This window comes from Arcticibacter tournemirensis, assembly GCF_006716645.1.
GTDB lineage: Bacteria > Bacteroidota > Bacteroidia > Sphingobacteriales > Sphingobacteriaceae > Arcticibacter > Arcticibacter tournemirensis.
This window is the reverse complement of sequence record NZ_VFPL01000002.1, coordinates 106,590-132,687: the sequence shown is the minus strand read 5'-3', so window position 1 is coordinate 132,687 and position 26,098 is coordinate 106,590. Positions and strand designations below refer to the sequence as shown.

Genomic DNA, 26,098 nt, shown 5'->3' with positions numbered 1-26,098 from the left:
TTCAATAATTGTCCCAGCATAAAATCAGTGGTCAGCCGATAATACTGCTAACGGATAATTCCCAGCAATAACGATAAAAGTAAAGAAAATGTTTTTTATCCTATATTCTGCTCCAGGTGGTGCCATCCTTACTGTCTTTCAGCTGGATACCCAGTTCCTGCAGTCCGTTTCTTATCCTGTCAGACGTTGCGTAATCCTTGTTTGCGCGAGCTTCAAGGCGGAGATTGATGATGAATTCAACCAACTGTCCTAGATCGTCTGTAGGGGAAGATTCTTCCCGTAATCCAAGGATGTTGAAGATGAAATCGTTCATCAGCGACTTTAGCGCTTCAAGATCATCAGCAGATATAGAGGCTTTACCGTCATTGATGCTATTGATCATTCTGGCCGCTTCGAATAATTCTGCAATGGCTACCGGACTGTTGAAATCATCGTTCATCGCATCGTAGCACCTTTGTTTAAGCGCCCGGATGTCGACATCCGACTTTTCAGAAGCTTTTAGCTTATCAAGCAGGCCTATGGCATTCATCAGACGTCTGAAGCCCTTTTCGGAAGCTTCCAGCGCTTCGTTCGAGAAATCCAGGGTACTGCGATAGTGAGCCTGAAGCATAAAGAAACGCACAGTCATCGGCGAATAACCCCGGGTAAGCAGAGGATGGTTGCCTGTGAACAATTCTCCGGGTAGGAACCCGTTTCCTGCGGACTTTGACATGCGTGTGCCGTTCACTGTGAGCATATTGGTATGCAGCCAGTACCGGGCGGGATGTGTATGGTGACAGGCTTGCGACTGAGCAATTTCATTTGTATGGTGCGTCGCCGCCAGATCCATTCCGCCGCCATGAATATCGAATGTTTCGCCAAGGTATTTACTGCTCATCGCTGAACATTCGATATGCCAGCCAGGGAATCCCCAGCCCCAGGGAGAAGGCCAGCGCATAATATGCTCGGGTTTGGCTTTTATCCACAAGGCAAAATCGAGCCTGCCTTTTTTGTCGCCCTGCCCACCCAGATCGCGGGTGTTTGCAAGCAGTTCTTCTATATTGCGGTTTGTGAGGGCTGTATAATTATACTCCTTACTGTATTTCTCAACATCGAAATAAACCGTGCCATTGCTTTCATAAGCATATCCATTTTTTATGATCTCCTTAACCATCTCGATCTGCTCGGCAATATGTCCGGTAGCAGTTGGTTCTATGCCTGGAGGCAAGGTGTTAAAGAGCTGCATCACATCATGAAAACCTATGGTGTACCTTTGGACAATCTCCATGGGTTCGAGTTGCTCAAGACGAGCCTTCTTCGAAAACTTGTCGTCGCCTTCGTCCCTATCGCCTTCGAGGTGACCGGCATCAGTAATATTGCGAACATATCTAACGTTATATCCTGAATGTAGCAGATATCGATAGATCAGGTCGAATGATACGAAAGTACGGCAGTTACCTAAGTGTACGTCGCTGTAAACGGTAGGTCCGCAAACATACATTCCAACAAAGGGCGGATTCAAGGGCTCGAAAAGCTCTTTTTTTCTTGTCAAGGTGTTATAAACAACGAGGTTGTTATCCATGTCGCAAACTTAATAATTACTTGTCAGTTTTCAGCAGGTCGTGTTTTGTAAGTTCTCAATTGAACTCGAGATCGCTGATGACCGGGTAATGGTCGGACAGCTTTTTCTGAACCGCCAGATAGCTCTTGATCGTAAAGTCTTTCGATGCAAGGATGTAATCAATCTGGAAGTTTGGAAAATCGCCGTTATACGTTATTCCAAACCCGCTGCCTTTTTTTCTGAAGCTGTTGTACATTCCTTTTGATAAAGTATTCACAGCATACGATGTTGGAGTATCATTAAAATCACCGGCAATAATATAAGGAGACTTGCAGGTTTTCGTAATATGATCCCTGATCAGCAAAGCCTGTTCGCTGCGTTTGATAAAGGCTCTTTTAAGACGGCCGCCTATACGTTTTGAAGATTCAACGTTGGTGTTTATTTCTTTTACGTTCTTGATATATTCATAGTCTTCAGGCTGAAACCGTATAGACTGAAGATGGATATTGTATACCCTGAACTTTTTCTTGTTAAAAACAAAGTCTGCAAAGATCGCTTCATTCCCACGAATGGTATTGGGAAATGCTATCGCCCCGCTATCGGTTATAGGTAGCTTGGAGAAAAATACCATGCCCTGAACTTCCCACTGATTGCCAAAATCTTCGTGGATATAATAGTGTTTCGAATTTAAGATTTCGATTAATGCTTTTTTTATATTGTTTTCTCCCCGGCGCTTTGAATAATACTCCTGGATACAAAGAATGTCGGGCTGCTCTTTTCTGATGATATCAAGCATCTGATCCTTAACTGCCCTGTCGTTGCCCGGATTAAATGGTTTGAAGCCGTGTACATTCCAGGTCATAATGCGGATGATGTCTTCTGATGACTTAGGCACTTCTATTGCCGTTGATTCGCGAAACCCGACAGTGCTGAACAGGAACTTCCACCCGATAAGAATTGAGAGGGCCGGCACGAGCATAAGCACCGGCTTCCTGAAAAGCCAGTAGATTAAAAAAAGAGTATTTATTAATAGTAAAAAGGGATAGGCGAGACCAATAAATGCTGCAGGCCAGAACGAGGAAGGATTTACAAAAGAAGCGAGATAGCTTAGCAGCAGGAGCAGAGCAAAGAGCACATTTAATGCCAGAGCTGTCTTGCTTATAAAGCCTATACCCTTCTTTTTCCTTCTTTTTTTCCTCATCCTTTATTACTGGCTTTAAAAAGTTGTTCTTTTTCCTTTTTTGTAAGGCTTTCGTAGCCCGATTTCGAAATTTTATCGAGGATGTTGTCTATTACTTCCTGATCGGGCACCGCATTAGTGCTGGCTGGCGTCTTATTATTTCTGATTACCTTAAGTCTTTTTTTGCGTAAAAAGATCTTGCTCCAGTCATGGCCTGCCTGAAGTTGTTTTATGAACACGAAGCCCAGCAGAGCTCCTCCAAGATGGGCGATACTGCCACCTGCGTTCATTCCTGCTACTCCGAGGATATCCAGTATAACATAAACGATGGCGAGGTATTTCAATTTGACGTCCCCGAAAAATAACAGGCGAAGAGCATAATCAGGAAGTAAAGTCGCAGTTGCCACAACAATAGCCATTACGCTGGCAGATGCGCCTATGAGTGGCGGAGAAAACTCAAGCGTGTCTTTAAATGCCGGAAAAATATTATAGAAAAGTATGAACAAAAAAGCGCCTGAAAGGCCGCCTGCTAAATATGTAAAAGTAAACTGCCTGCTGTTCAGAAAATCTTCAAAGATGCGGCCAAGCCAGTACAGCCACAGCATATTAAAGAAAAAGTGGAATAATTCGCGGTGCGCAAACATGTACGTAAAGGGCGTCCAGAACTTGTAAAGGAGTGCTGGGAGATAAGGGGGGACTGAAATATACAGGGTTATCCAGTTTGCTAATGGCGTCTCCCGCGTAAAAAGGAATTCCACCACTGTAAGAAGTCCGATTATTACAAATACGATAGCGTTAATGCCGATGAAGAGGTTCAGCTTGCTGCCTGATTGAACCATCTTGTACCATAATTCGTTGCTTACTGATCTTTTCATATAAATCCTCCAGGGCGACGTATCTTCCAAATTTTGATTAAAATAAAACCAAACAAAGCGCCTCCGAGATGAGCAAAGTGGGCAACTGAGTCGCCTGAGAACTGAGCAACACCAAGGAATAATTCTATTACGATATAAACGGGAATTAAGTATTTCGCTTTAACAGGAACAGGAATTAAAAATACCATAAGTTCAGCATTCGGGAACAGCAGTCCGAAAGCAGCAAGCACACCGAAGATCGCCCCTGAAGCACCTACCATTGGCGTAAGATAGATGTTTGCAATGGTAGCAGCCTGACTCTCTGTGAGAAGCTGTGTGTTGTAAGAGAATCCTCCCGTGATGGTATCGATCATGAAACTACCATTGCTGGTAATACTTCCTGTAATATTATACAATTCAATTGCCTGAACGAAATACTGTAAAGCCAGTGCTCCCAATCCGGTAATCAGGTAAAAGTTAAGAAATCGTTTTGAGCCGATCATATATTCAAGGACGGACCCAAAGCTGTATAACGCAAACATATTAAACATAATATGGGCGAAGCCCCCATGCATAAACATGTAGGTAACCAGCTGCCACACCCTAAAGAAGGGTGAGTCGAAGTAGTAAACTGCAAGATATTGAACAATAGGAATCGATGGATTGCTTTTAAATAGCATTGTCGCAAGAAAGAAGATCCCGTTAATAATAAGCAGGTTCTTTACAACAGGTGATATATTGGCAAAAGGGGAGGGTCTGTAATTATTCATGTGTGTATGTTTCCGCCGATGCGGTGTTATTTTTCAAATTTTTGTATTAGCTCCTCAAGTGAGTATTTAATGATCACCGGTTTTCCAAGTAGTGATATATTGGGTGTTTCACAGGCAAACAGCTGATCGATCAGGTTGTTCATTTCTTCCTGCGATAAACGTGTTCCAGTTTTCAAGGCAGCATTTCTGGCCAAAGTGCGTGCTAAATTATCCCTTTTATCTAATTTTAAAAGGGTGAAGTTGTTTTTAAATCCTTCAATCAGATGTTCGAGCATTTCTACTTCGCTAACGTTCGAGCTGATATCTGCAGGGATGCCTTCTACTACGAACGTGTTTTTCCCAAATTCTCTGACCAGAAACCCTAAAGCCTGAATATCCGGAAGAAGTTCTTTGACCAGTTCGAAATCAACCGGGTTAAGATTAACAGTTTGAGGAAATAAACTTTGCTGGCTTGCACCCTGATGTGTTTCGAGTTGCTGCAGGAAACGTTCGTAAAGGATGCGTTCATGTGCTGCCTGCTGGTCTATGAGCATGAACCCGGTTTTTATGGGCGAGATAATGAACCGGGTATGAAGCTGAAAAAACTGCCGGTCTGATTTATTAATTATTTCCTGTTCTTCGGGTGTAATACCAAGGTCTATTTTTTGTTGTTCATGCTTTACGGTATCTACGATTTCATAAAGAGACCCCCAGTTTTTAGTCACATCCCTGGGACTTTCACCGAAACTGCTGGCATACGACGACGACCTCTCTGATTTTCGTTCTGACTGAAAAGGGTTAAAGTCGGGATTAAAACTAATCTGAGGTGGAACAATATCCTCAGGCGCCTTATGGGAGATCATCTGACTAAAGCCGGTTTCCTGGTTAAAGTCGAGAGTTGGGGTGATGTTGTACTGACCGAGCGAGCGTTTTACAGCCGATCGTATAATGGCATATATTGCCTTTTCATCCTGATACTTAATCTCCGTTTTAGTCGGGTGGACATTGATGTCGATTTTGGAAGGATCAATATCTATAAAAAGGACATACAATGGATAGCTGTCGTCGGGAAGCAATTCGTCGTAAGCTGTTAATACTGCATGGTTGAGGTAAGGGTCTTTTACGAAGCGGTTGTTAACAAAAAAGAATTGTTCACCCCGTGTTTTCCTTGCAAACTCGGGTTTTCCTATAAACCCTTTTAGTTTGATGATGCTCGTGTCTTCCTCAAGTGGCACCAGCTTCTGATTGTAGGAACTGCCTAAGAGATGCACGATCCTCTGCTTTAAACTGGCTTTTGGCAGGTGGAAAAGCTCGTTACCCTCGTGATGAAATGTGAAATGAATATCAGAATGTGCCAATGCTACCCGCTGAAATTCATCGATCATATGCCGAAGCTCGACCGGATTTGCTTTCAGGAAGTTTCGTCGGGCAGGCGTATTGTAAAACAAGTTTTTGATGCTGATACTGGTACCTGCGGGACATAAAACAGGTTCCTGTTTAATAACTTCAGACCCTTCGATACATATTAATGTTCCAAGCTCATCCTCATGACGACGGCTTTTGAGCTCTACCTGCGCAATGGCAGCGATAGAGGCCATAGCTTCACCACGGAATCCCATCGTCCGGATAGCAAACAGATCTTCGGCCTTACGGATCTTGGATGTAGCGTGGCGTTCAAAACACATGCGGGCATCCGTAACGCTCATGCCACAGCCATCGTCAATAATTTGAATAAGAGATTTTCCTGCGTCTTTGACGATCAGTTGTATTTTACCTGCCCCGGCGTCTACCGAGTTCTCTATAAGTTCCTTCACTGCCGATGCCGGTCGTTGGACTACTTCGCCAGCTGCTATCTGGTTGGCAACCGAATCAGGTAAAAGCTGTATAATATCAGACATAGTTAATGCACAAAAATAGGAATAAAAAGCTATCGGCTCTCAGATATCGGTAAAGTATGACATTGGGTGTATTAAAATTTATCTTACACAATAAAGTTTTTTTCCTGTCGTTATCAAATTACAACTTCCTGTAAACTACATCCTTGCTGATGTGTCTGATAGCTGGTAGTCTCTAAAAGACAGCTATTTGGAAATCTTTTTAGCCGTTTTTTTTAAATATAGTTGCATAATTCGTTTTTTATGCTGACTTTCATGTTTACAAACTCTTAATCAACAACTAATACAAATTTAACCAACTGATATAGTATAAATTCGAGCCAGGCGGCTTTTGCCGAAAGATCTGGCCTGTAACGGTACTGTAACAAAGATGGGAACAACAACACTCAAACTAACCAGGCCCGGATCATCCGGGCTTTTTTCATTTTATAATAATTAGTTCTTTTTAAATTCGTTATTCTTACCGGGAATATCGTGCATATGAAATTTAACAAAACTCATCTCTCCTCTGCTCTGCCTTTTTTTCTGATTATGCTTATGGCCCTTACCTCTTTTGGTTTTTCGTGCAGCCAGCCGGGCTACGAATGGCTGGAGCAAATGAAGAATGCAGAGAAATCTACTGTGCTGCTCAATAACAGTAAAGGGGTCGTCCCTCTTTTAAATTTAGCTGATAATAAGATTGCAAGCGTGAATATGGGGTATCCTTATGCCACCGAATTCGATAGCGTTCTGAATAAGTATACGGATATTTCACGTTTTTCATCGTTAGGATACTCGAGTGAATCGCCAGATCTTGATAGACTCAGTTTTGACCTTAAACTTTTTAATACAGTAATTATTCAGACTCCGGGCGCCGTACTGAACGATATCAAAAGCAGGACGTTTATAAGGGATCTGGAAAAGAGCAAACAGGTGATCCTGGTATTGTTTGGAAATCCAACGCACTTAGCTGTGCTTGATAGTATTGAGTGCCCTATTATCTGGTCGGCACAAAGTTCTCCCGTTGCTTCAAGTTTTACCGCTCAGCTTATTTTCGGCGGCACAGCTGCTTCAGCGAAGCTGGCGGTTGATGTTTCCCAAAAACATAAAAGGGGTGACGGTTTCAGCACCGTGGCTACGCGCCTTAAGTATTCGGTTCCTGAGGACGCTGGGATCAACAGTACGGCATTAACCCGCATTGATGATGTTGTAAAGGAAGCAATCAACAAACACGCGACTCCGGGCGCTGTAGTAACGGTGGTAAAGGATGGGAAAGTAATATTTGATAAAGCTTACGGACACCATACTTATGGAGGTCCCTTTACCACTAAGCTCACGGATATATTCGATTTGGCTTCTGTAACCAAAATTGCAGCAACGACCATGGCGGCTATGCGGTTGTATGAACAGCAGAAGCTGCGACTTGATACTAATATTGGGGCTTATATTCCCCTTGCAAGGGGTACTAATAAGAATAATCTTACTGTGCGTGAGCTCATGCTCCACGAAGCAGGTCTTGTTCCTTACATTCCTTTTCATAATAGTATTAAACCGGATGACTTTAGCAGGGATTCATCTGCGTTGTTTCCTGTTAAGGTAGCTGACAACTATTATATACGTAAGGGATTTTACGAAGACATTATGCTGCCGAGGATGCTCAGTACAGGCCTGCGGCAAAGGGGTAAGTATGAGTACAGCGACCTCAGTATGTACTTCATGAAGGAAATAGTGGAGGGGCAGACATCAGAAAAACTGAATGAATATGTGTTTCAGCAGTTTTATAAGCCTCTTGGAATGCAGACAGCGGGCTTTAACCCGAGGATGCGTTTTGATACAAGCCGCATAGTTCCCACCGAAAACGATACTTATTTCAGGAAAACGTTGTTGCAGGGTTATGTACATGATCAGGGGGCCGCTTTAGCGGGAGGGGTAGCAGGCCATGCCGGTGTTTTTTCCTCTGCTAACGACCTGGCTATCCTGTTTCAGATGATGCTTAATGGCGGTACCTATGGAGGACAGCAGTATTTTCAATCATCAACCATTAGTATGTTCACGTCCCGGCAATCCAATACAAGCAGAAGAGGGCTCGGTTTTGACCGATGGGATCCCGACCGTACCAACAGGTACCCCTCCGAGCTCGCATCACCTGAAACATATGGGCATACCGGTTTTACGGGGACGTGTGTGTGGGTAGATCCGAGATATAACCTGATATATATATTTCTGTCTAATCGTTTAAACGATCAGCCTGCAAACAAATTAAGCAGTCTGAGGATAAGGCCTCGAATTCAGGATATTATATATGAAGCCATTCAAAATACGCGTGTCAGCAGTAACAGATAGCGTGCCTGTTAGAAGAATTTACGGAGAGCAAACAATCTGTTCATCTTTTTCTTTTTATTTTGTGCAATGAAGATCGGAATAGTATGTTATCCCACTTTCGGTGGGAGCGGTGTCGTGGCAACGGAGCTTGGTAAAGCGCTTGCGGACAATGGACATCAGGTGCATTTTATCACTTACAGTCAGCCTGCGAGACTTGATTTCTTTTCTGAGAACCTTTATTATCATGAAGTTTCAGTTTCTCAATACCCGCTCTTCGATTACCCGCCATACGAGCTGGTACTGGCAAGCAAGCTGGTCGATGTAGTTCGTTTCGAAGGTTTGGAACTTTTGCACGTACATTATGCTATTCCGCATGCCTCTGCCGCTTTTATGGCGAAGCAGATCCTGGCAACCTATGGAATACATATTCCGGTAGTTACAACTCTTCATGGAACTGACATTACCCTGGTAGGGAAGGATGTTACCTTCAAACCTGTGGTTACGTTTTCCATTAACCAGTCCGACGGCGTGACTGCTGTTTCTGAACATTTGCGTGAAGCAACTTACAGTCATTTTGAGATTGAAAAAGATATTAAGGTAATTCCCAATTTTATTGATCTGGAAAGATTCAGCCATAAGCGGAAGGACCATTTCAAGAAAGCAATTGCTCCGATGGACGAACGCATATTGGTACATACGTCTAATTTCCGAAAAGTAAAGAGGGCGGCAGATGTCATGAGGATCTTTAAGAAAGTACTTGAAAAGATCCCCTCTAAACTTTTAATGGTTGGCGACGGGCCGGATCGGGTAAACTGTGAGCAGTTATGCCGGGAACTGGGAATATGTGATAGTGTGCGTTTTCTTGGAAAGCAGGATGCTGTGGAAGAAATTCTTTCTGTTGCCGATCTTTTTCTTATGCCCTCGGAATCTGAAAGCTTTGGCCTGGCAGCTTTGGAGGCTATGGCATGTAAAGTTCCGGTTATCTCTTCTAATGCCGGTGGCCTGCCCGAATTGAACGTTCAGGGTGTCACCGGGTTTCTGAGCGATATTGGGGATGTGGAGGAAATGTCGAAAAATGCTATTTATATCCTTGAGGATAACGAGCGGCTCAATGCTTTTAAAGAAAGCGCGCTTGCTCGTGCTAAAGAATTTGATCTGAGCCTGATTTTACCCCAGTACGAGTCTTTTTATCGCGAGATATTAGAAAGCAACAACAGTAAACATCTGGCGGCGAGCTATTAGACTGCAGCAATCGCAGACGTCGGCTTATTCAACAAACTTCAGGCAAACAGGAGATCCTACTTTTATTCGTTCTCCTGTATCCGTTAGAAGTCCGCTTTCCTTATTGCGTTTAAAAATAATAATGAGGTCACTATTCTGATTTCCAACAAGCAGGTAACTTCCTGAGGGGTCGATGACAAAGTTTCTGGGCCCTTTGCCTAGGGTAGAAGATCTTCCTTTTAATGCCAGCTTCCCGGTAGTTTTATTGACAGAGAATACGGCAATGTCATTGGCATCGCCTCTGTTGGAAGCATAAAGAAAGTTGCCGTCTGGAGAAACATGAATATCTGCAGCTCCGGTATTGCCTTTAAAATCGTCGGCAAGCATAGATATATTTTGAAGGCTGTTTAACCTGCCGTCTTTATATCCGAAGACTGTAATATTTCCGGTCATCTCCTGGATGGAATAAGCATATTTACCATTGGGATGAAAGTCGAGGTGACGGGGGCCATTGCCCGCTCCTGTACTTACGAATGGAGGATTTGCCGGACTTACAGGTTGAGATACATTGCTGCCATCGAAATGATAGATATTGATCTTGTCGGTTCCAAGATCGCTCACCATCACGAATTTTTCATCGGGAGACAATACGGTCGAATGCACGTGAGGCGCTTCCTGCCTGTCCTTATTGACACCATTGCCCGAATGCTGAATAACCTGCACCGCTTTTCCAAGTGCCCCGTCTTTCTGAACCGGATATACCGAAAAATTACCTCCGCTATAATTGCCGGCAAACACGTGGCTGCCTTTTTTATTAGTTGCTACGTAGCAGGGTGCTGCTCCGTTAGACTTTTGCTGGTTAAGTGTTTTCAATGCGCCGCTTTTTCTGTCGAAAGAGAAGGCTGTTACCGTTCCTTCCCCACTCTCATTTGCCGCATAAACGAGTTTCCCATCGGAGCTGATAGCGAGATAAGAAGGATTGTCGATTCCTTTAGCAACGTTTTTATAGGAAGCCTTCCCTGAATTGATATCAAAGTCGTAAACATATATACCTTCACTGGTGCCCTTGTCGGTATAGGTACCCACCAAAAGATTTAGTTTTTGAGCTTTAACCTGGTTCATAAGTGCAGCAGATGACATCAGTAAGAGTATAACAAATAAGTAGTTGCAGGTTTTCATATATGACGAAGTTAAAGAATTATAAGTAAAAATTCAGGGATAGTATATTATTTGATCACCGTTCATAAACGAAGAAGGCTCCGGTATTTCCGGAGCCTTCTTCGTTTACTTTATAAGATGCTTAAGCTGGATGACTTCCTTCTCTTCGAGATATCGCCATCTACCCCGTGGCAAATCTTTCTTAGTGAGGTTTGCGTAAACCACCCTGTCGAGCTTTTCAACCTCGTATCCGAGGTGTTCAAATATGCGGCGTACGATGCGGTTTTTACCACTATGGATTTGTATGCCTATTTCGCGTTTTGTTCCTCCCTGGACATAGCTAACAACGTCAGGTTTAATTAATCCGTCCTCAAGTTCTACTCCAAAGGCGATCTTATTCAGGTCGCCCTGAGTTAAGTTTTTATTTAGTTCTACCTGATAAATCTTCGTTATATTATTGCGGGGATGCGAAAGCTTTTCTGCAAGGTCGCCGTCATTGGTCATTAACAGCAAACCAGTGGTGTTGCGGTCAAGGCGACCAATGGGATAAATCCTTTCTTTTGAAGCCTTTTCTACAAGGTGCATTACCGTTCTGCGCTCCTGAGGATCATCGGTGGTAGTGATATAATCCTTGGGTTTGTTTAACAGAACGTAAACCATCTTTTCCCTTTTCAGCGTTTCTCCGTTATAGCGAATCAGATCCTTCATCGGATTAATCTTATACCCGAGCTCTGATACTACTTCGCCATTGACTGAAATAACACCTGCTTCTATAAGTTCGTCGGCTTTCCTTCTGGAGCAGATACCCGCGTTCGCAATATAGCGGTTCAGGCGGATAAGCTCATCGCCCTTTGGTGCGCTGTTCTTTCTTGACCGCAATACCGGAGCTTGCTCCAGGTGTTCTTCCGACGTCCAATTGCGGCTCACACCGTCTTCATATCTTCTGCGTTCAGGTTTGAATGGTTTCCTCTCAAAAGGACGTTCTCCTGATGTACCACGTTCGCCACGTTTGTCGTTGCCATATGGTCGTTTTTCAAAAGAACGATTGCCTGATGGCCGGTCTCCTTCTTTTCTGTCGCCTCTATACGGGCGTTTTTCGAATGGGCGATCACCGGTAGGCCTTCCACCTTCTTTTCTGTCGCTGTTATATGGGCGCTTTTCGAATGGGCGGTCACCGGTAGGTCTTCCACCTTCTCTCCTGTCGCTATTATATGGGCGCTTTTCAAACGAACGGTCTCCTGTCGGTCTTCCACCTTCTTTCCTGTCGCTGTTATATGGGCGTTTATCAAAAGTGCGATCTCCGTTTGAACGGCCCCCCTCACTTTTGTCGCTATTGTAAGGACGTTTATCAAAAGAACGCTCTTTTGAAGCCCCTCTTTCAAAGCTTCGTCCGCCTTCAGGTTTTTCCCTTCGACCTTCGGAAAAGGGACGTGTTCCTGAACTCCGCTCTCTGAAAGGCCTTGAGTCTTTGTCTTTATCTCTGAATGCCGGTTTTGTGTCTCGGGATGAATCTCCGCTGTAAGGCTTTCTGTCACCGTCAAACATTTTCTTTGATCCGCTGTTACTTCTCTTCGGCCGTTCATTTTTTGAATTGCCTTCGAAGCGATTGTTCTTTAAGGACTTGTCCTCGCGACTGTTCCTGTTGTTTTTATCTGGCATGATAATGCTAATAACCTTTTTGAAATGGGGTGCAAAGATAGTGATTTTAACATTAAAACGCTGAATCTGTTTATTTTATTTTCAAAGGTAATGGGAAAATGCCGTAGGACTACAGACCTGAAATTATGATAAAGACAGGTAAATATTAAGTCCTGAAGTACCCCGGGAAACGGGAGAAATAAGCTGCTGATATTGCTGGTTTTAGAGGGAGCTAAAACCTTGGAGATGAGTGGTTAAAATGTAAGTGCTTGTAAATTAAGAATATATTGTTTATCTTTGAAATCTTTTTTTGTTTAACTTAAGAACGGAACGCATGATTAAGAAACATTTGATCGCGTGTTCTGTGATCCTTGCACTAATAATATCGTCGAAGATTTTTATTAGCAGGAACGCAGCGACACACAACAATTCGTTTCCACAAACAGTGGATTTCCCTTCTCCCCAGGAAAAGAAAGTCTCATCTTCAAAACCTGAATTCAGGTTTGCCGACGAAAAGGTGCCTCTTCACAATAAGAAGGTGTCTCTGAAGATGAGCAGGTATTTAAAGGCTAATAGCTTTAAACATATTCAGACAGACAGGTTACATCATACTGCTGCACGCTGGTTTCCTGTTATTGAACCCATCCTGAAAAGGCATGGCATTCCTGAAGATTTTAAGTACGTTCCCTTGGTAGAAAGCGGACTACTGGGAGGTACATCACCCAAGGGGGCTTCGGGGTACTGGCAATTCATGCCACAAACAGCGAGGACCTATGGCCTCAGGGTGAATAAATCTATCGACGAGCGGCAGGATTTAAAAAAATCTACCGTCGCTGCTTGCCGGTATTTACGGTCTTTGTATAAAGAATTTAACAATTGGACATTAGTCGCTGCTGCCTATAACATTGGGGAGAATAGTTTAAGACAGCAAATGACGGCCCAGGGACACCGTAATTATTTTAAAATGAGGCTCAACAGGGAAACAGCTTCCTACGTTTACAAGCTTGTTTCAATGAAAGAGATCATCGAAAATCCGTTGAAATACGGTTACGCAGCCAGGAATAAGAACCTTCTGGCTCAAAAGGTGCAGGATAAGCCTGAACCTCTGAAGCATTTTCTTAGTCGGGGTGTTGAGCGCGACGCTTTAAAAGCGATGTCGCTGGAGCAGCCGGAAGTTATGTAACAAGAACGAATGACCTTACCGGAACCGGCAGCTATGCCGGTTCCGGTCTTTACGTCATAATTTAGAATTCTTGATTTCATGTGCTTGATTCTTGCTACTATTACCCGATCTTTACAAGATATTTTTGACAGGTAAATTAATGGATAAAAGTACGCCCGACCTTGGAGAACAGAGTGAAGTGGAAGTTTTTGGAGCCAGGGTCCATAATTTAAAAAATATTGATGTTTCTTTTCCTCGTAATAAGCTGGTTGTAATTACGGGACTTAGCGGAAGCGGTAAATCGTCGCTTGCATTTGATACTATATATGCAGAAGGCCAGCGTCGTTACATGGAGACTTTTAGCGCCTATTCAAGACAGTTCCTGGGTGGCATGGAACGTCCGGATGTGGACAAGATCTCCGGGTTAAGCCCGGTAATCGCTATTGAACAGAAAACGACATCAAAAAATCCCAGATCTACGGTAGGTACCATTACTGAGATATACGACTTTATGCGTCTGCTATACGCACGTGCCGGAGAAGCCTACTCTTACGTGACGGGCCAGAAGATGGAGCGCATGTCTGAAGATCAGATGTTGCGTAATATCCTTCAACAGTTTGATGGAAAGCCCATTAATGTTCTGGCGCCTGTAGTCAAGGGAAGGAAGGGGCATTACCGGGAGCTTTTCGAGCAGATACGAAAACAGGGCTATCTTAAAGTACGCGTAGATGGCGAGATTGTTGATCTTGTGGCGAAGATGCAGCTTGACAGGTACAAGATCCATGACATCGAAATGGTGATAGACCGTATTGTGGTAACGGATAAGGATACCAAAAGACTATATAACTCTATACAAACCGCATTAAAAACCTCCAAAGGAATCATTAAAATTTCGGACCAGGAGAATAATGAGTTCTTCTTCAGCAGGTATTTAATGGATCCTGTTTCTGGGATATCGTATGACGAACCTCAGCCCAATACATTTTCGTTCAACTCGCCATATGGTGCTTGTGAACGTTGTGATGGTTTGGGATATATTTTTGAGATAGAGGAAGCATCTGTCATCCCAAATCCTAAACTAAGCATTATACAGGGCGGCCTGGCGCCACTGGGAGAATACAGAGAAACCTGGATGTTTCAGGTGCTGAAAGCCCTTGCAAAGAAATTTAATTTTTCCTTGTCTGCTCCTATTGAGAAGATTCCGAGGGAAATACTGGATATCATTCTTAACGGATCTGATGATATTATTACGGTTCCGGTGGAGTATAATAAATGGAACGTTCAGAATTATCAGATCACTTTCGACGGCATTATTAAAATGCTGGAGGAGCAGACAGAGCGGCGTGGAGATAGCGGCATGGAGGATCTTGAGAGCTTCAGGGTACTCAAAACTTGTCCTGTTTGCCATGGTGCCCGGCTAAAAAAGGAGTCGCTTCACTTTAAATTGGGGGATAAGAATATTTTCGAGCTTGCCTCCATGGATATAAATAGTCTCTCTGACTGGTTCGAAAACGTTGAAAGTCGCCTTGATGAAAGGCAAAATATAATAGCTAAAGAGATCTTAAAAGAGATCAGGGCACGTATTGGCTTCCTGTTGGATGTTGGCCTGAATTATTTAACGCTTGACCGGACGGCAAAGACCTTGTCGGGCGGTGAAGCGCAGCGAATCCGTCTTGCAACTCAGATTGGGTCGCAACTGGTTAACGTACTTTACATCCTGGATGAGCCGAGCATTGGTTTACATCAGCGCGACAATGCACGACTTATATCTGCCTTAAAAAACCTTCGGGATATTGGCAACTCTGTGCTTGTAGTGGAGCATGATAAGGATATGATCCTTGAAGCCGATCACGTGATCGACATGGGCCCCGCAGCAGGTGTTCATGGAGGGGAGGTGGTAGCAGAGGGAAAGCCTGAGGAAATCAAAAAGGCCAGCACTCTTACAACGGCCTATCTCAATGGTAAAAAGGAGATTGCTGTTCCTGCTGAACGAAGGAAGGGCAACGGGCATTCTTTGATACTGAAGCATGCCACCGGAAATAATCTGAGAAATGTGACCGCGGAATTTCCGCTGGGCAGATTTATTTGCATCACCGGTGTCTCGGGCAGTGGTAAGTCAAGCCTGATTGCCGAAACACTGTATCCTATTCTTAATCACCATTTCTTCAGGGCAAAGAAACATCCACTGCCTTATAAGAAGATCGAAGGCCTCGAGCATATAGATAAGGTAATTGAGATAGATCAGGCCCCTATAGGCCGTACTCCCAGATCGAATCCTTCCACTTACACAGGAGTGTTTTCTGATATAAGAAATCTTTTTGTGCAGCTGCCGGAGGCTAAGATCAGGGGCTATAAACCAGGCCGTTTTTCATTTAATGTAAAAGGAGGAAGGTGCGAAACATGCCAGGGCGCGGGAATGAAAGTAATTGAAATGAACTTTCTGCCCGACGTACAAGTGCCTTGTGAAGAATGTCAGGGAAGGCGTTATAACCGGGAAACACTCGAAGTGAGATATCGTGGAAAATCGATCAGCGACGTTTTAGACATGAGCATAGAGGAGGCTGTTAGTTTCTTCGAACCGATTCCATCTATTTACCGGAAAATTAATACCTTGTATGAGGTAGGCCTGGGCTACATCAAGCTCGGTCAGTCGTCAACCACTCTATCAGGAGGAGAGGCACAACGTGTAAAACTTGCTACTGAGTTATCCAAGAAGGATACAGGAAAAACATTTTATATCCTCGATGAGCCTACGACAGGACTTCATTTTGAAGATATCAACGTATTGCTTGGAGTGCTCAATCGTCTCGTTGACCACGGTAACACCGTGCTGGTGATAGAACACAATATTGATGTGGTAAAAGTAGCCGACTGGGTAATAGACCTGGGGCCCGAGGGTGGTGCCGGTGGTGGCCAGATACTTTTCTCGGGTACTCCTGAGAATTTACTCAAAGAGGAAAAGAGCCATACTGCCAGGTTTTTGAAACTTGAAATGGAACGTTAAAGATGTTGGCTGTCGTTTCAGCCTTTTATATATAATGAAATCTAAACTCCTGTTGTCGGTGTTATTTCTGCTGTTGGCTCAAAAAGCTCTACCGCAGAAGCTCCTTATTAACGAAATCGGCTTTAAACTGACAGAACAGGAGAGAGAGAATATTCAGCTTCTGTCAGAATACGAGTCGCAGATCTACAACGGCCTGTTTGATACCCGGAGAAACGACAGTCTGCTGATCACCATTAACCTGTATAAGAACTTTGGGGATTACAAAAAAGCCAGTCTTGCAGCCGCATCAGACGTGGTCTCCAAAACCGGCTTTTATTCTCCACGTTTAAAACAGATTTTTGTCTACCGTACTAACGACTTTATAAGAACTCTCGTCCACGAGATGAGCCATAGTTTTATGCATCATAATATAGGAGGCATACCCCGTTGGTTTAACGAAGGGCTGGCGGTATTTTTTGAGTCGATGGCCGTGGCATACGGACAGGTGTCTGTGGCTGTTCAGACAGCGAGGATTTCAGCTGTTAAACGCGAGATCCAGGGCGGAGATGTGAACCTAACTGAATTCCTTCAACTTGACGACGAGGCCTGGATGAATAGTAAATCAAAGCTGGATTATATGTATAATGTATCATATAGTATTGTTTATTTTATGGCTAAGTCTACTCCTGCGTTCACTAAGAAATTGCTTCTGAAATTAAAGGAGGGCAAGAGTTCCATTGATGCGATCGAATCCCTTTCCGACGGGGGATTTGATTTATTTGAGAGGAGATACCAGCATTTCTACAGATAATAGAAAGGCCTATGTTAAAGCTATTGACATCATCGCAAATAAGGGAGGCAGATGCTTACACCATTGCTAACAAACCAATTCAGTCTTTGGACTTGATGGAAAATGCTTCCCGTGCGTTCGTTGAATTGTTTATGGAAGATTTCTCAGACCGGACGCTGTCCATTTCGGTCTATTGTGGCACCGGCAACAACGGAGGCGACGGTCTGGCGATCGCGCGGATACTCCATAAGGAAGGATACGAACGAATTAAAGTAATCATAGCCCGTTTTTCGGAAAAGAGCAGCCTTGATTTTAATATTAATCTCGATCGACTTAAATCTCTTGACCTGGAAGTTAAAGAGATTTACAGGGCTGCGGATGCCGGTCCGGAGAATGCGGATATTATCATTGATGCTTTGTTAGGTTCGGGACTTAATAAGCCGCTTGATGGGGAATGGAAAGATTTGGTACTGTGGCTGAATACATTAGATGGAGCTAAGGTAGCTGTGGACATCCCAAGCGGATTTAAAGCGGAAGGAGCTGTGGGAAGGACTGACGCGGTATTTCGGGCCGACCTGGCCATAACTTTTCAACGGGCCAGGCTTAACTTTCTTCTGCCCGATTCATCACCATATCTTAAATATTTTGAAGTTGCGGATATCGGTCTTGACGAGGCCTTTATGCAGGACGGGGAGGGACCATATTATCTCCTGTCGGAAGATGATATCCGGGATCGGCTAAGAGCGCGGTTGCCTTTTAGTCACAAAGGCTCCTATGGGCACGCTTTGCTGGTCGCCGGAGCTCCGGAAACAATGGGAGCGGCCCTGCTGTGCTCCAAAGCCTGTTTGTATACCGGCGCCGGCTTAACTTCTGCCTGTATACCGGCCGAAGGACTTAATGCTTTAAATGCGGCTATGCCTGAAGTAATGGCAGTAGTGAGAGAAGGAAACCGGCTTCCGGCAAGCCTGCAGTGGGGTAAGTATCAGTCTGCAGGTATAGGGCCCGGACTGGGAACTGGCGACAAAAGTCTGCACGTATTGAAAGATACCTTAAAAAACTTCGCCAAGCCGATTGTGATTGATGCAGATGGGCTCAACCTTATATCATCTAATTATGAATTAATGCAGCTCGTACCCGAGTTCTCGGTGCTGACACCTCATGTCAAGGAGTTCGACAGGCTTTTTGGTGAACATACAAGCTGGTGGGAACGACTGGAAACGGGAATAGACCGGGCAGTTACCCTTGGCTGTACCATTGTACTGAAAAATCGCTATACCATTATCTTCACCCCTGAAGGACGGTGTTTGTTTAACCCCACCGGTACACCTGCCATGGCAACAGGAGGGATGGGAGATGTGTTGACAGGAATGATCGTTTCGTTTGTTGCGCAAGGGTACACACCCGAGGACGCAGCAATCATGGGGGTATATCTTCACGGTATCGCTGGAGAAAGTGTGCAAGGATACGTGGTCCCTCCATCCCGCCTGATAGAAGCGCTTCCCGAAGTAATTCTCAGGTATTTATAGTCAACGGCGAATTACTGCGCTTACCTTATCTGATCAAACAGATGTTTTTCGGCATGGTAGGAAGAACGTACCAATGGTCCGCTTTCTACATACCTGAAACCCATATCCAGGCCTATCTCTTTATATTTTGCAAACTGATCGGGGTGGATCCAGTCTAACACCGGGTGATGGTTTTTTGTCGGCTGGAGATATTGCCCCAGCGTAAGTATATGCACACCAGCATCAGCAACATCCTGCATGGTTTCAATAACGTCGGCTTCTGTTTCCCCTAAACCAAGCATAATGCCCGACTTGGTTCTCAACCCAAACTCCGAAATGCGCTTCAGGGCCTCAAGGCTTCTTTCGTATTTTGCCTGGATACGCACCTGTCGGGTAAGTCTTTTAACAGTTTCAATATTGTGGGATATCACCTCAGGACTCTCTTCGCACACGCGGTAAAGATTTTCCCAAATACCCCTGAAATCGGGTATCAGGGTTTCCATTGTGGTCTGGGGACTTTCACGTCTGATCGCTTTGATCGTTTCGGCCCATATGATGGAGCCGCCGTCTTTAAGGTCGTCACGGTCAACCGATGTGATAACGGCATGTTTAACGTTCATGAGCTTGATTGAGTTAGCCACTCTGTTCGGCTCGTCAAGATCCACTGCATGAGGCCTCCCCGTAGCTACGGCACAAAAAGAACAGGACCGGGTGCAGATATTCCCCAGGATCATAAAAGTAGCAGTACCAGCACCCCAGCACTCTCCCATATTCGGGCAGTTACCACTTTCACAGATCGTATGAAGCTTATGAGTATCAACTAATCCCCTTACATTTGCATATTCTTTTCCTACAGGTAGCTTTACCCGTAACCAGTTAGGCCTTCTTTGAGTTTCACTGGCTGGAATTACCGGCAATTCAATCATAGAACAAAGGTAGCTATTTAGTTGCGGGAAACCCGCTGTCTCCCGGTGGAATTTGACATTGTGCTTATGATTTAAAACCTCATCTGTGCGGAGGCCTCGTCTGCTGATACTTCTCCATGCGATGTATGGTAAATACATTCGCCATCTCTGATTAACAGTAATTGAGGAGATTCGTGATGAACCTGGAATAGCTGTACAATGGCAGCTGAAATATCACGATGGTTTAGAAGGTCTAAAAAATAGACTGGCGTTTCAGATGGCAGAGATGCCCATTCTGATTCAAACTTTCTTTTTGCCATCATGCTAATAGCACAACGGGTGCTATGCTTAAATAATATACTATACCCTGTTGCATCCTTAATTTCCTGCAACTGGTCTATTCTTTCCAACGGTATCCAATTCATAGTATCAGTTTTTTAATGTATCCTAAGAGGTTCAAAAAGTAATTGAATTGGCGGATTAGCCCCTTTTTGACCTGGGATAAGAATTATAGGCAGGGCATACTTTAGAGGAACATGACCCTAATAGTATTGCTACAAACATCAGCAGGAGTAAACCTGCAGTAAATTTCTTCATCTTAACAATTGTTAAATTCTAATTGTGCACTATTCCCTTTTACGGAAAAAGGCACCCATAAAGTTTCGAAAAGTAAAGGTATTAAAAATTTCTAATACAACCATTTAAGAGTATAAATGGTTTTTAGCAGAGGGAGCGTTGAAGATCAGCCATTAAAATAGCTGTGGCCGCCGCTTCTTCCCCTTTATTGCCATGTTTTCCCCCTGCTCTTTCCAAAGCCTGCTCCTGGTTATTTGTAGTGAGAACTCCAAATATTGCGGGAATATTATATTTAAGGCCAACATTGGTGATGCCGTGAGCAACTGCGCTGCAAATATACTCAAAGTGGGGGGTATCGCCTTTAATGACACAACCAAGGCAAATTACGGCGTCTACCTTTTTATTATTCAGTATCATGTCTGCGCCCGAAGTTAACTCGAAACTTCCGGGAACCGTTACTGAAATGATATTTTCTGGAGAGGCACCCTGTTTAACCAGAAGCTCATAGGCACCCTGGTATAATGCTCCTGTGATGTCTGCGTTCCATTGAGCTGTAACAATAGCAAATCTATAGGGACTAGCAGAAGGAATGGTTGTATGCGAAAAATCGGAAAGGCTCTTAAGTTGAGTGGCCATTGCGTTGTATGTTGTGCATTGCTGGTTGCAGGTAACGAGTTGTAAGTTGTGGGTAACAGTCACACAACATACAACCCGCAACTTACAACTTCTTTATTTCCTTGCTTCGGCTCTGGCAATATAAGCATCTACCACAGCAGCTTCGTAGCTTGTAGGATAGCTTTCTTTGATCTTGTTATATGCCTTAGCAGCCGATTCGTAATCTTTTTGCTCTTCGTAAACTAATCCCATTTTTTTAAGGAAAAGAGGAGCAGTAAAAGAGTTATCCGATTTATCAGCCGCTTTTTTATAATAAGTGATCGCCTGATCGTAATCTTTTAATTCGGTATAAGCATCTCCCAGCATACCTAAAACAAGAGGATCGATAACCGGACTGCCCGTACTGCTATAAGTTCCCAATGCATCAATTGCTTTTTGATACTGACCTTTTTGCAGATATAAACCGCCCAGATAAGCATTTGCAAGATTTGCAGATTTGGTGCTGGAATATTCCTCGGCGATTTTTTCGAATCCTGGATAAGAACCATCGCCTTTGATTGCCCTGTCTGACAGGGAATCTATAGCAACGTATTCTTCTGCCTTAAACATTTCGTTGGAAGCTTTTTCCGCACGTGGGGCCAGATAGAACTTCTGGTATCCAAAGTAAAGTAGTACAAGAGCTACTATAGCGCCACCTATAAATGCCAGACTTTTTTTATTCTCCTGCACAAATTTACTGGTATTGCCTGGTTTGTCAGAGTGAGTAATAGTATCTTTTTGATTAATCGCCATTTGCGTTATATTGAAGTCTGCAAAAATACATTTTTAAGGAATACTGTCAAGGGGAAATCATGGACATTTATAGGAGTGCTGTTTTATTATTGAAAGCTGATCGTCAAAGCGCATGCTTTACCCGGAAAGGATTAACTTTGCGGTAGTTTATGTGGCTTAAAAAAATAGCGCTGATAAATTTTAAGAATTACGAAGAAGGCGGGCTTGATCTTTCCCCTGCTGTTAACGCTTTTACAGGTGATAACGGCGCAGGCAAGACCAACCTGCTGGATGCAGTACATTATTTGTCGCTTTGCAAAAGCTACTTTAATCCTATAGACTCACAGCAAATCAGAAATGGTGCTGACTTTTTCATGCTGCAGGGTACTTTTGATAAAGACGGCTCGGAAGAGGTAGTTGCCTGTTCATTAAAGCGAAACCAGAAGAAGCAGTTCAGACGCAACAAGAAAGAGTATCAGCGTTTGGCAGACCACATTGGGCTGTTTCCTCTTGTAATGATCTCTCCGTATGACGTGAGTATCATAATAGAGGGAAGCGAAGAACGTCGTCGCTTTATCGATAACGTGATCTCTCAAACCGATATTCATTATCTTGACGAGTTAATAACATATAATAAAAATCTCACTAACAGAAATGCCCTCCTGAAAAGTATTGCCGAAACGGGGAGATACGATCCCGAGCTTCTGGCTATTTTTGATGAACAACTAGTTACTTCAGGTAAACGTATTTTTGAAAAGCGGCGCAATTTTATGGAGACATTCCTCCCCGTATTTCATAAGCATTACCGCCATCTTACGGAGGGAGCAGAAGAAGTAGATCTTATATATGATTCGCCTCTGTTAAACGAAGATTTCTCTGTTCTTTTGAAGAAGGCTGCCGAACGCGACCGGATATTGGAACGTACAAGTACAGGTATTCACAAGGATGATCTTCTGTTTGCAGTAAATGGGATGCCAATGAAGAAATTTGGTTCACAGGGGCAACAGAAGTCCTTCCTTATCGCCCTTAAACTTGCCCAGTACAGTTTTCTCCAGGAGAGAAAGGGTTACAAGCCGCTGCTGTTGCTTGACGATATTTTTGACAAGCTTGACGACAAGAGGACCAGGAAACTTATGGAAATGGTATCACATGATGATTTCGGGCAGATTTTTATTACCGACACCAGTCGCGAAAGGATTAGTTCGATTTTTGCTGCAATTGGAGTTGAGCTTACTATCTTTGAGGTAGAAAAAGGGACCGTGAAATAATGCGCCGCACAAACGATAAATCGCTGAAGGATGCCATAGAGCAAATGCTTCGCGTCTATAAGCTCAAACGTAAGTTTGACGAAACCGCACTGATCGCTGCATGGCCGGAAATGATGGGTAAGGCAGTTGCCAACCGGACCAGTCAGTTGTTTATCCGCGAAAGGAAACTATTTATAAGAGTTGAGTCCTCCGTCTTGAAGAACGAGCTTCTGATGATCCGCACACAGATTCTGGATAAGATGAATGAACGTGCGGGATCCAAAGTGCTTGATGAGATTGTCTTTATGTAGGAAAACGACTATAACAAATAGCTATCAGCAATTAGCCTTTAGGCTTCATGCGGATAGCTAAATAATAGTGTCAATAGATGCTGACAGTTGTCAGATACTGATTTTAAAACCTTTCGAGGTTCGAGAAGAAGAAGCTTCCTTCAATCGCAGCGTTCTCGTCAGAATCGGATCCATGCACCGCATTTGCATCGATTGATTTTGCATACTTGTTGCGGATAGTACCTGGTTCAGCCTTAGACGGGTCTGTCGCTCCGATAAGTTTACGGAAATCTTCAACAGCATTGTCTTTCTCAAGAATTGCAGCTACAATCGGACCTGAACTCATGAATTTCACCAGGTCGGCATAAAACGGACGTTCTTTATGCACCTCATAAAAGGCACCCGCAGTCTCTGAAGTAAGATGAGTGTACTTCATTGCAATCAGCTTAAAGCCGCCTTTAATAATATCATCTAAAATAGCACCGGTAAAGCCGTTACTTACAGCATCCGGTTTGATCATTGTAAAAGTTCTGTTAGTTGCCATGGTTGATTTAATTGCCGGCAAAATTAAGTTTTTAATGCGAATTACGTCTATTTGAATTAATTTTTCATTTTGTAACCCCAAGGTTTTTAATAGCTTTGCATTTCTTTTGACTGAATGATGCTGGAGTTAACCTCGCTTAAAGAATTATTAGCTGATCCAAAGCAAATTGTAATAACTACCCACCATAAACCTGATGGGGATGCAATAGGCTCATCATTAGGTTTATATAATTGTCTTATTCAAAAAGGGCATCACGTAAAAGTTGTTTCTCCAACAGATTATCCGGTTTTCTTACAATGGTTGCCCAATAATCCAGAAGTGGTAATTTATACGGAGAAGCCTGAAGAATCGGCGAAATACGTAGCTGAAGCGGATCTGATCTTTTGCCTTGACTTTAATTCACTGGCCCGTATCAACGGGTTAGGCCAGCATGTCCAGGAATCAAAAGGCAAGAAGGTATTAATAGATCACCATCTTGAACCTGAAGATTTTGACGATTACCGGTACTGGAGTATAAATGCTTGCGCAACGGCTCAGCTCGTTTATGAGTTTATAGTAAACGTACTTGAGGAGCCACAGACCATCAATAAAGACGTGGCGACTTGTCTCTATACAGGAATCATGACGGATTCAGGGTCCTTTCGTTTCCCTACCACTACGCCAAGAGTTCATCATATCATTGCTGATCTGATCGAGAGAGGAGCAGAAAATGCAAAAATTCATCAGTTGGTGTATGATAACTTCTCCGAAAATCGTTTAAGGTTCTTAGGGTTTTGCCTTCTCAGGAAGCTCGAAGTGTTAACCGAATACAATACTGCTTTGATAACTGTTTCGAGAGACGAATTACATAAGTTCAATATTTCCACAGGGGATACTGAAGGACTTGTAAATTATGCCTTGACCATAAATGGGATCAGGCTCGCAGCATTGATTATTGAAAGGGCAGACCAGGTAAAGCTTTCTTTACGCTCGACGGGTGATTTTCCGGCCAACGAAATCTGTAAGAAGTATTTTAATGGCGGAGGTCACAGGAATGCCGCAGGAGGCCAGTCGACGGAATCATTACAGGAAACAATTCAACGGTTCAAACAAATCTTACCCGAATATAAAAGTCTTTTAATTCAATAAACCAGAAAAATACAATAACCACAACAAAATGAAGAAAAACTTAATTGTTTTAGGGTTTGCAGTACTTGCATTTTCAAGCTGTAAGCAGTTTAAAAAAGGAGAGGGTGATATGCAGTACATAATCCATGAGGATAAAGAAGGTGCTGTTATCAAAGAAGGTGATTTTATAGCATTACATGCTATTCAGAAAACCGAGGAAGACTCTGTAATGCAGAATTCATATGACTACGACAGGCCAATGTTTGTTGCAGAGCAGAAGTCGGCGTTTAAAGGTGATATCTATGCTGCTTTAGCTATGCTTAGCGAAGGCGACAGCGCTACCTTCAAAATTAACCTCGACTCTTTACAGCAGAAGATGAACATGCCTAAGCCACCCAATACCAAAGGCAAGTACATGATCTTTACATTCAAGATCGATAAAGTAATTCCTAAAGGAAAGCTTAGCGATGCTGACTTCAACGGAAAGATCGAGCAGTTTTTTAAAGCTGAATCTCAGAAAGCTAAAAACCAGGAAGCCGGAAAGATCAGTAACTACATCAAGTCGAAGGACTTAAAACCAACAGTAACGCCGTCTGGCTTGAACTATGTGGTTGAAAAGCAGGGAAGCGGCCCGAAACCAGTAGCGGGCGACACTGTAAAGTTAAACTATACAGGACGTTTCCTTACTGGTAAGATCTTTGAAACAAGTGTAGTTGAAGTCGCAAAGAAGGAGAACGTATTTAATCCTATGCGTCCTTACGAACCTATGAAAGTAGCTGTTGGCGGATCTAACACTATCCCTGGTTTTGATGAAGGTTTGATGCTATTCTCAAAAGGCACTAAAGTATCATTAATTATCCCTTCAAAATTAGGTTACGGAGAACAGGGCAATCAGGCAATTCCTCCTTATATGCCTTTGATCTTTGATCTTGAAATCTTAGATATTATTAAGCCAAAAGCTGGAGCGCCTGCACCTGTAGCAGCAACACCGCAACCAGCGGCTCCGTCTGCACCAGCGAAATAAAGCATTGCTTTGTTATAAATTCATTTAAAAGTCAGTCCGGTAT

22 protein-coding genes are annotated in these 26,098 nt (G+C 43.5%); 10 read left to right on the top strand and 12 right to left on the bottom strand.

The features are described from left to right. Positions 1 to 100: 100 nt before the first annotated feature. From cysS to mutL, 5 genes are read right to left on the bottom strand one after another with little or no spacing between them, the layout of a single operon-like run. The gene (gene cysS, locus BDE36_RS22135; RefSeq protein WP_141816722.1) at positions 101 to 1,561 is read right to left on the bottom strand and encodes a cysteine--tRNA ligase; all 1,461 of its coding nucleotides are present in this window, start codon (positions 1,559 to 1,561) and stop codon (positions 101 to 103) included. A gap of 55 nt (positions 1,562 to 1,616) precedes the next feature. After that, positions 1,617 to 2,741: an endonuclease/exonuclease/phosphatase family protein gene (locus BDE36_RS22130; protein ID WP_141816721.1), complete on the bottom strand. Its 1,125-nt coding sequence runs from the start codon at positions 2,739 to 2,741 to the stop codon at positions 1,617 to 1,619. Further along, complete coding sequence (locus BDE36_RS22125; protein WP_170205940.1) at positions 2,738 to 3,595, bottom strand: rhomboid family intramembrane serine protease; 858 nt, start codon at positions 3,593 to 3,595, stop codon at positions 2,738 to 2,740. Before BDE36_RS22125 ends, BDE36_RS22130 begins: the two co-directional genes overlap by 4 nt. Then, complete coding sequence (locus BDE36_RS22120) at positions 3,592 to 4,344, bottom strand: rhomboid family intramembrane serine protease (protein WP_141816720.1); 753 nt, start codon at positions 4,342 to 4,344, stop codon at positions 3,592 to 3,594. The genes BDE36_RS22125 and BDE36_RS22120 overlap by 4 nt, the downstream gene beginning before the upstream one ends. Positions 4,345 to 4,370: 26 nt before the next feature. Beyond that, positions 4,371 to 6,221 (bottom strand): DNA mismatch repair endonuclease MutL, encoded by a 1,851-nt coding sequence (mutL, locus tag BDE36_RS22115; RefSeq protein ID WP_141816719.1) that lies wholly within the window; start codon positions 6,219 to 6,221, stop codon positions 4,371 to 4,373. A 477-nt stretch (positions 6,222 to 6,698) separates the two neighbouring features. Here mutL and BDE36_RS22110 point away from each other — a divergent pair, with 477 nt between their 5' ends. Both BDE36_RS22110 and bshA read left to right on the top strand, forming a co-directional pair. Then, on the top strand, positions 6,699 to 8,540 hold the full coding sequence (locus BDE36_RS22110) for a serine hydrolase domain-containing protein (RefSeq protein ID WP_141816718.1): 1,842 nt from the start codon (positions 6,699 to 6,701) through the stop codon (positions 8,538 to 8,540). Between the two features lie 66 nt (positions 8,541 to 8,606). Further along, positions 8,607 to 9,761, top strand: a complete 1,155-nt coding sequence (gene bshA / locus BDE36_RS22105; protein ID WP_141816717.1) for an N-acetyl-alpha-D-glucosaminyl L-malate synthase BshA — start codon at positions 8,607 to 8,609, stop codon at positions 9,759 to 9,761. Between the two features lie 24 nt (positions 9,762 to 9,785). Here bshA and BDE36_RS22100 read toward each other — a convergent pair whose 3' ends face one another. Then, the gene (locus BDE36_RS22100) at positions 9,786 to 10,919 is read right to left on the bottom strand and encodes a lactonase family protein (RefSeq protein ID WP_141816716.1); all 1,134 of its coding nucleotides are present in this window, start codon (positions 10,917 to 10,919) and stop codon (positions 9,786 to 9,788) included. Positions 10,920 to 11,024: 105 nt separating this feature from the next. Next, positions 11,025 to 12,557 carry a pseudouridine synthase gene (locus tag BDE36_RS22095; RefSeq protein WP_141816715.1) on the bottom strand — a complete coding sequence of 511 codons (1,533 nt, stop codon included), beginning with the start codon at positions 12,555 to 12,557 and terminating at the stop codon, positions 11,025 to 11,027. 313 nt (positions 12,558 to 12,870) lie between these two features. Here BDE36_RS22095 and BDE36_RS22090 point away from each other — a divergent pair, with 313 nt between their 5' ends. From BDE36_RS22090 to BDE36_RS22075, 4 genes are all read left to right on the top strand, one after another. After that, positions 12,871 to 13,719 carry a lytic transglycosylase domain-containing protein gene (locus tag BDE36_RS22090; RefSeq protein WP_128770799.1) on the top strand — a complete coding sequence of 283 codons (849 nt, stop codon included), beginning with the start codon at positions 12,871 to 12,873 and terminating at the stop codon, positions 13,717 to 13,719. A 139-nt stretch (positions 13,720 to 13,858) separates the two neighbouring features. Next, positions 13,859 to 16,702 (top strand): excinuclease ABC subunit UvrA, encoded by a 2,844-nt coding sequence (gene uvrA, locus BDE36_RS22085; protein ID WP_141816714.1) that lies wholly within the window; start codon positions 13,859 to 13,861, stop codon positions 16,700 to 16,702. 34 nt (positions 16,703 to 16,736) lie between these two features. Continuing rightward, positions 16,737 to 17,492: a DUF1570 domain-containing protein gene (locus BDE36_RS22080; RefSeq protein ID WP_141816713.1), complete on the top strand. Its 756-nt coding sequence runs from the start codon at positions 16,737 to 16,739 to the stop codon at positions 17,490 to 17,492. An 11-nt stretch (positions 17,493 to 17,503) separates the two neighbouring features. After that, entirely contained in the window at positions 17,504 to 18,997 is a 1,494-nt protein-coding gene (locus BDE36_RS22075) for an NAD(P)H-hydrate dehydratase (RefSeq protein ID WP_141816712.1), read from the top strand. Positions 18,998 to 19,017: 20 nt separating this feature from the next. On the opposite strand, the gene lipA is transcribed toward BDE36_RS22075, so the two are convergent. The 4 genes from lipA to BDE36_RS22055 form a co-directional block, all read right to left on the bottom strand. Further along, complete coding sequence (gene lipA, locus BDE36_RS22070) at positions 19,018 to 19,902, bottom strand: lipoyl synthase (protein WP_141816940.1); 885 nt, start codon at positions 19,900 to 19,902, stop codon at positions 19,018 to 19,020. Positions 19,903 to 19,973: 71 nt separating this feature from the next. Next, positions 19,974 to 20,306, bottom strand: coding sequence for a bacillithiol system redox-active protein YtxJ (gene ytxJ / locus BDE36_RS22065; RefSeq protein WP_128770794.1), 333 nt, complete (start codon positions 20,304 to 20,306; stop codon positions 19,974 to 19,976). Between the two features lie 295 nt (positions 20,307 to 20,601). After that, positions 20,602 to 21,093 carry a 6,7-dimethyl-8-ribityllumazine synthase gene (ribH, locus tag BDE36_RS22060; RefSeq protein WP_141816711.1) on the bottom strand — a complete coding sequence of 164 codons (492 nt, stop codon included), beginning with the start codon at positions 21,091 to 21,093 and terminating at the stop codon, positions 20,602 to 20,604. 93 nt (positions 21,094 to 21,186) lie between these two features. Then, positions 21,187 to 21,864, bottom strand: coding sequence for a YfgM family protein (locus BDE36_RS22055; protein WP_128770792.1), 678 nt, complete (start codon positions 21,862 to 21,864; stop codon positions 21,187 to 21,189). A 149-nt stretch (positions 21,865 to 22,013) separates the two neighbouring features. Here BDE36_RS22055 and recF point away from each other — a divergent pair, with 149 nt between their 5' ends. Together recF and BDE36_RS22045 are read left to right on the top strand one after the other, a co-directional pair. After that, entirely contained in the window at positions 22,014 to 23,111 is a 1,098-nt protein-coding gene (recF, locus tag BDE36_RS22050) for a DNA replication/repair protein RecF (RefSeq protein ID WP_128770791.1), read from the top strand. After that, complete coding sequence (locus BDE36_RS22045; protein ID WP_128770790.1) at positions 23,111 to 23,401, top strand: DciA family protein; 291 nt, start codon at positions 23,111 to 23,113, stop codon at positions 23,399 to 23,401. The genes recF and BDE36_RS22045 overlap by 1 nt, the downstream gene beginning before the upstream one ends. Before the next feature lie 103 nt (positions 23,402 to 23,504). On the opposite strand, the gene BDE36_RS22040 is transcribed toward BDE36_RS22045, so the two are convergent. Then, a complete protein-coding gene (locus BDE36_RS22040; protein WP_128770789.1) occupies positions 23,505 to 23,924 on the bottom strand; it encodes a nucleoside-diphosphate kinase in 420 nt (139 codons plus the stop codon). Between the two features lie 117 nt (positions 23,925 to 24,041). Here BDE36_RS22040 and BDE36_RS22035 point away from each other — a divergent pair, with 117 nt between their 5' ends. Then, entirely contained in the window at positions 24,042 to 25,052 is a 1,011-nt protein-coding gene (locus BDE36_RS22035; RefSeq protein ID WP_141816939.1) for a DHH family phosphoesterase, read from the top strand. A gap of 28 nt (positions 25,053 to 25,080) precedes the next feature. Next, positions 25,081 to 26,055: an FKBP-type peptidyl-prolyl cis-trans isomerase gene (locus BDE36_RS22030; protein ID WP_141816710.1), complete on the top strand. Its 975-nt coding sequence runs from the start codon at positions 25,081 to 25,083 to the stop codon at positions 26,053 to 26,055. The last annotated feature ends 43 nt before the right edge of the window (positions 26,056 to 26,098 follow it).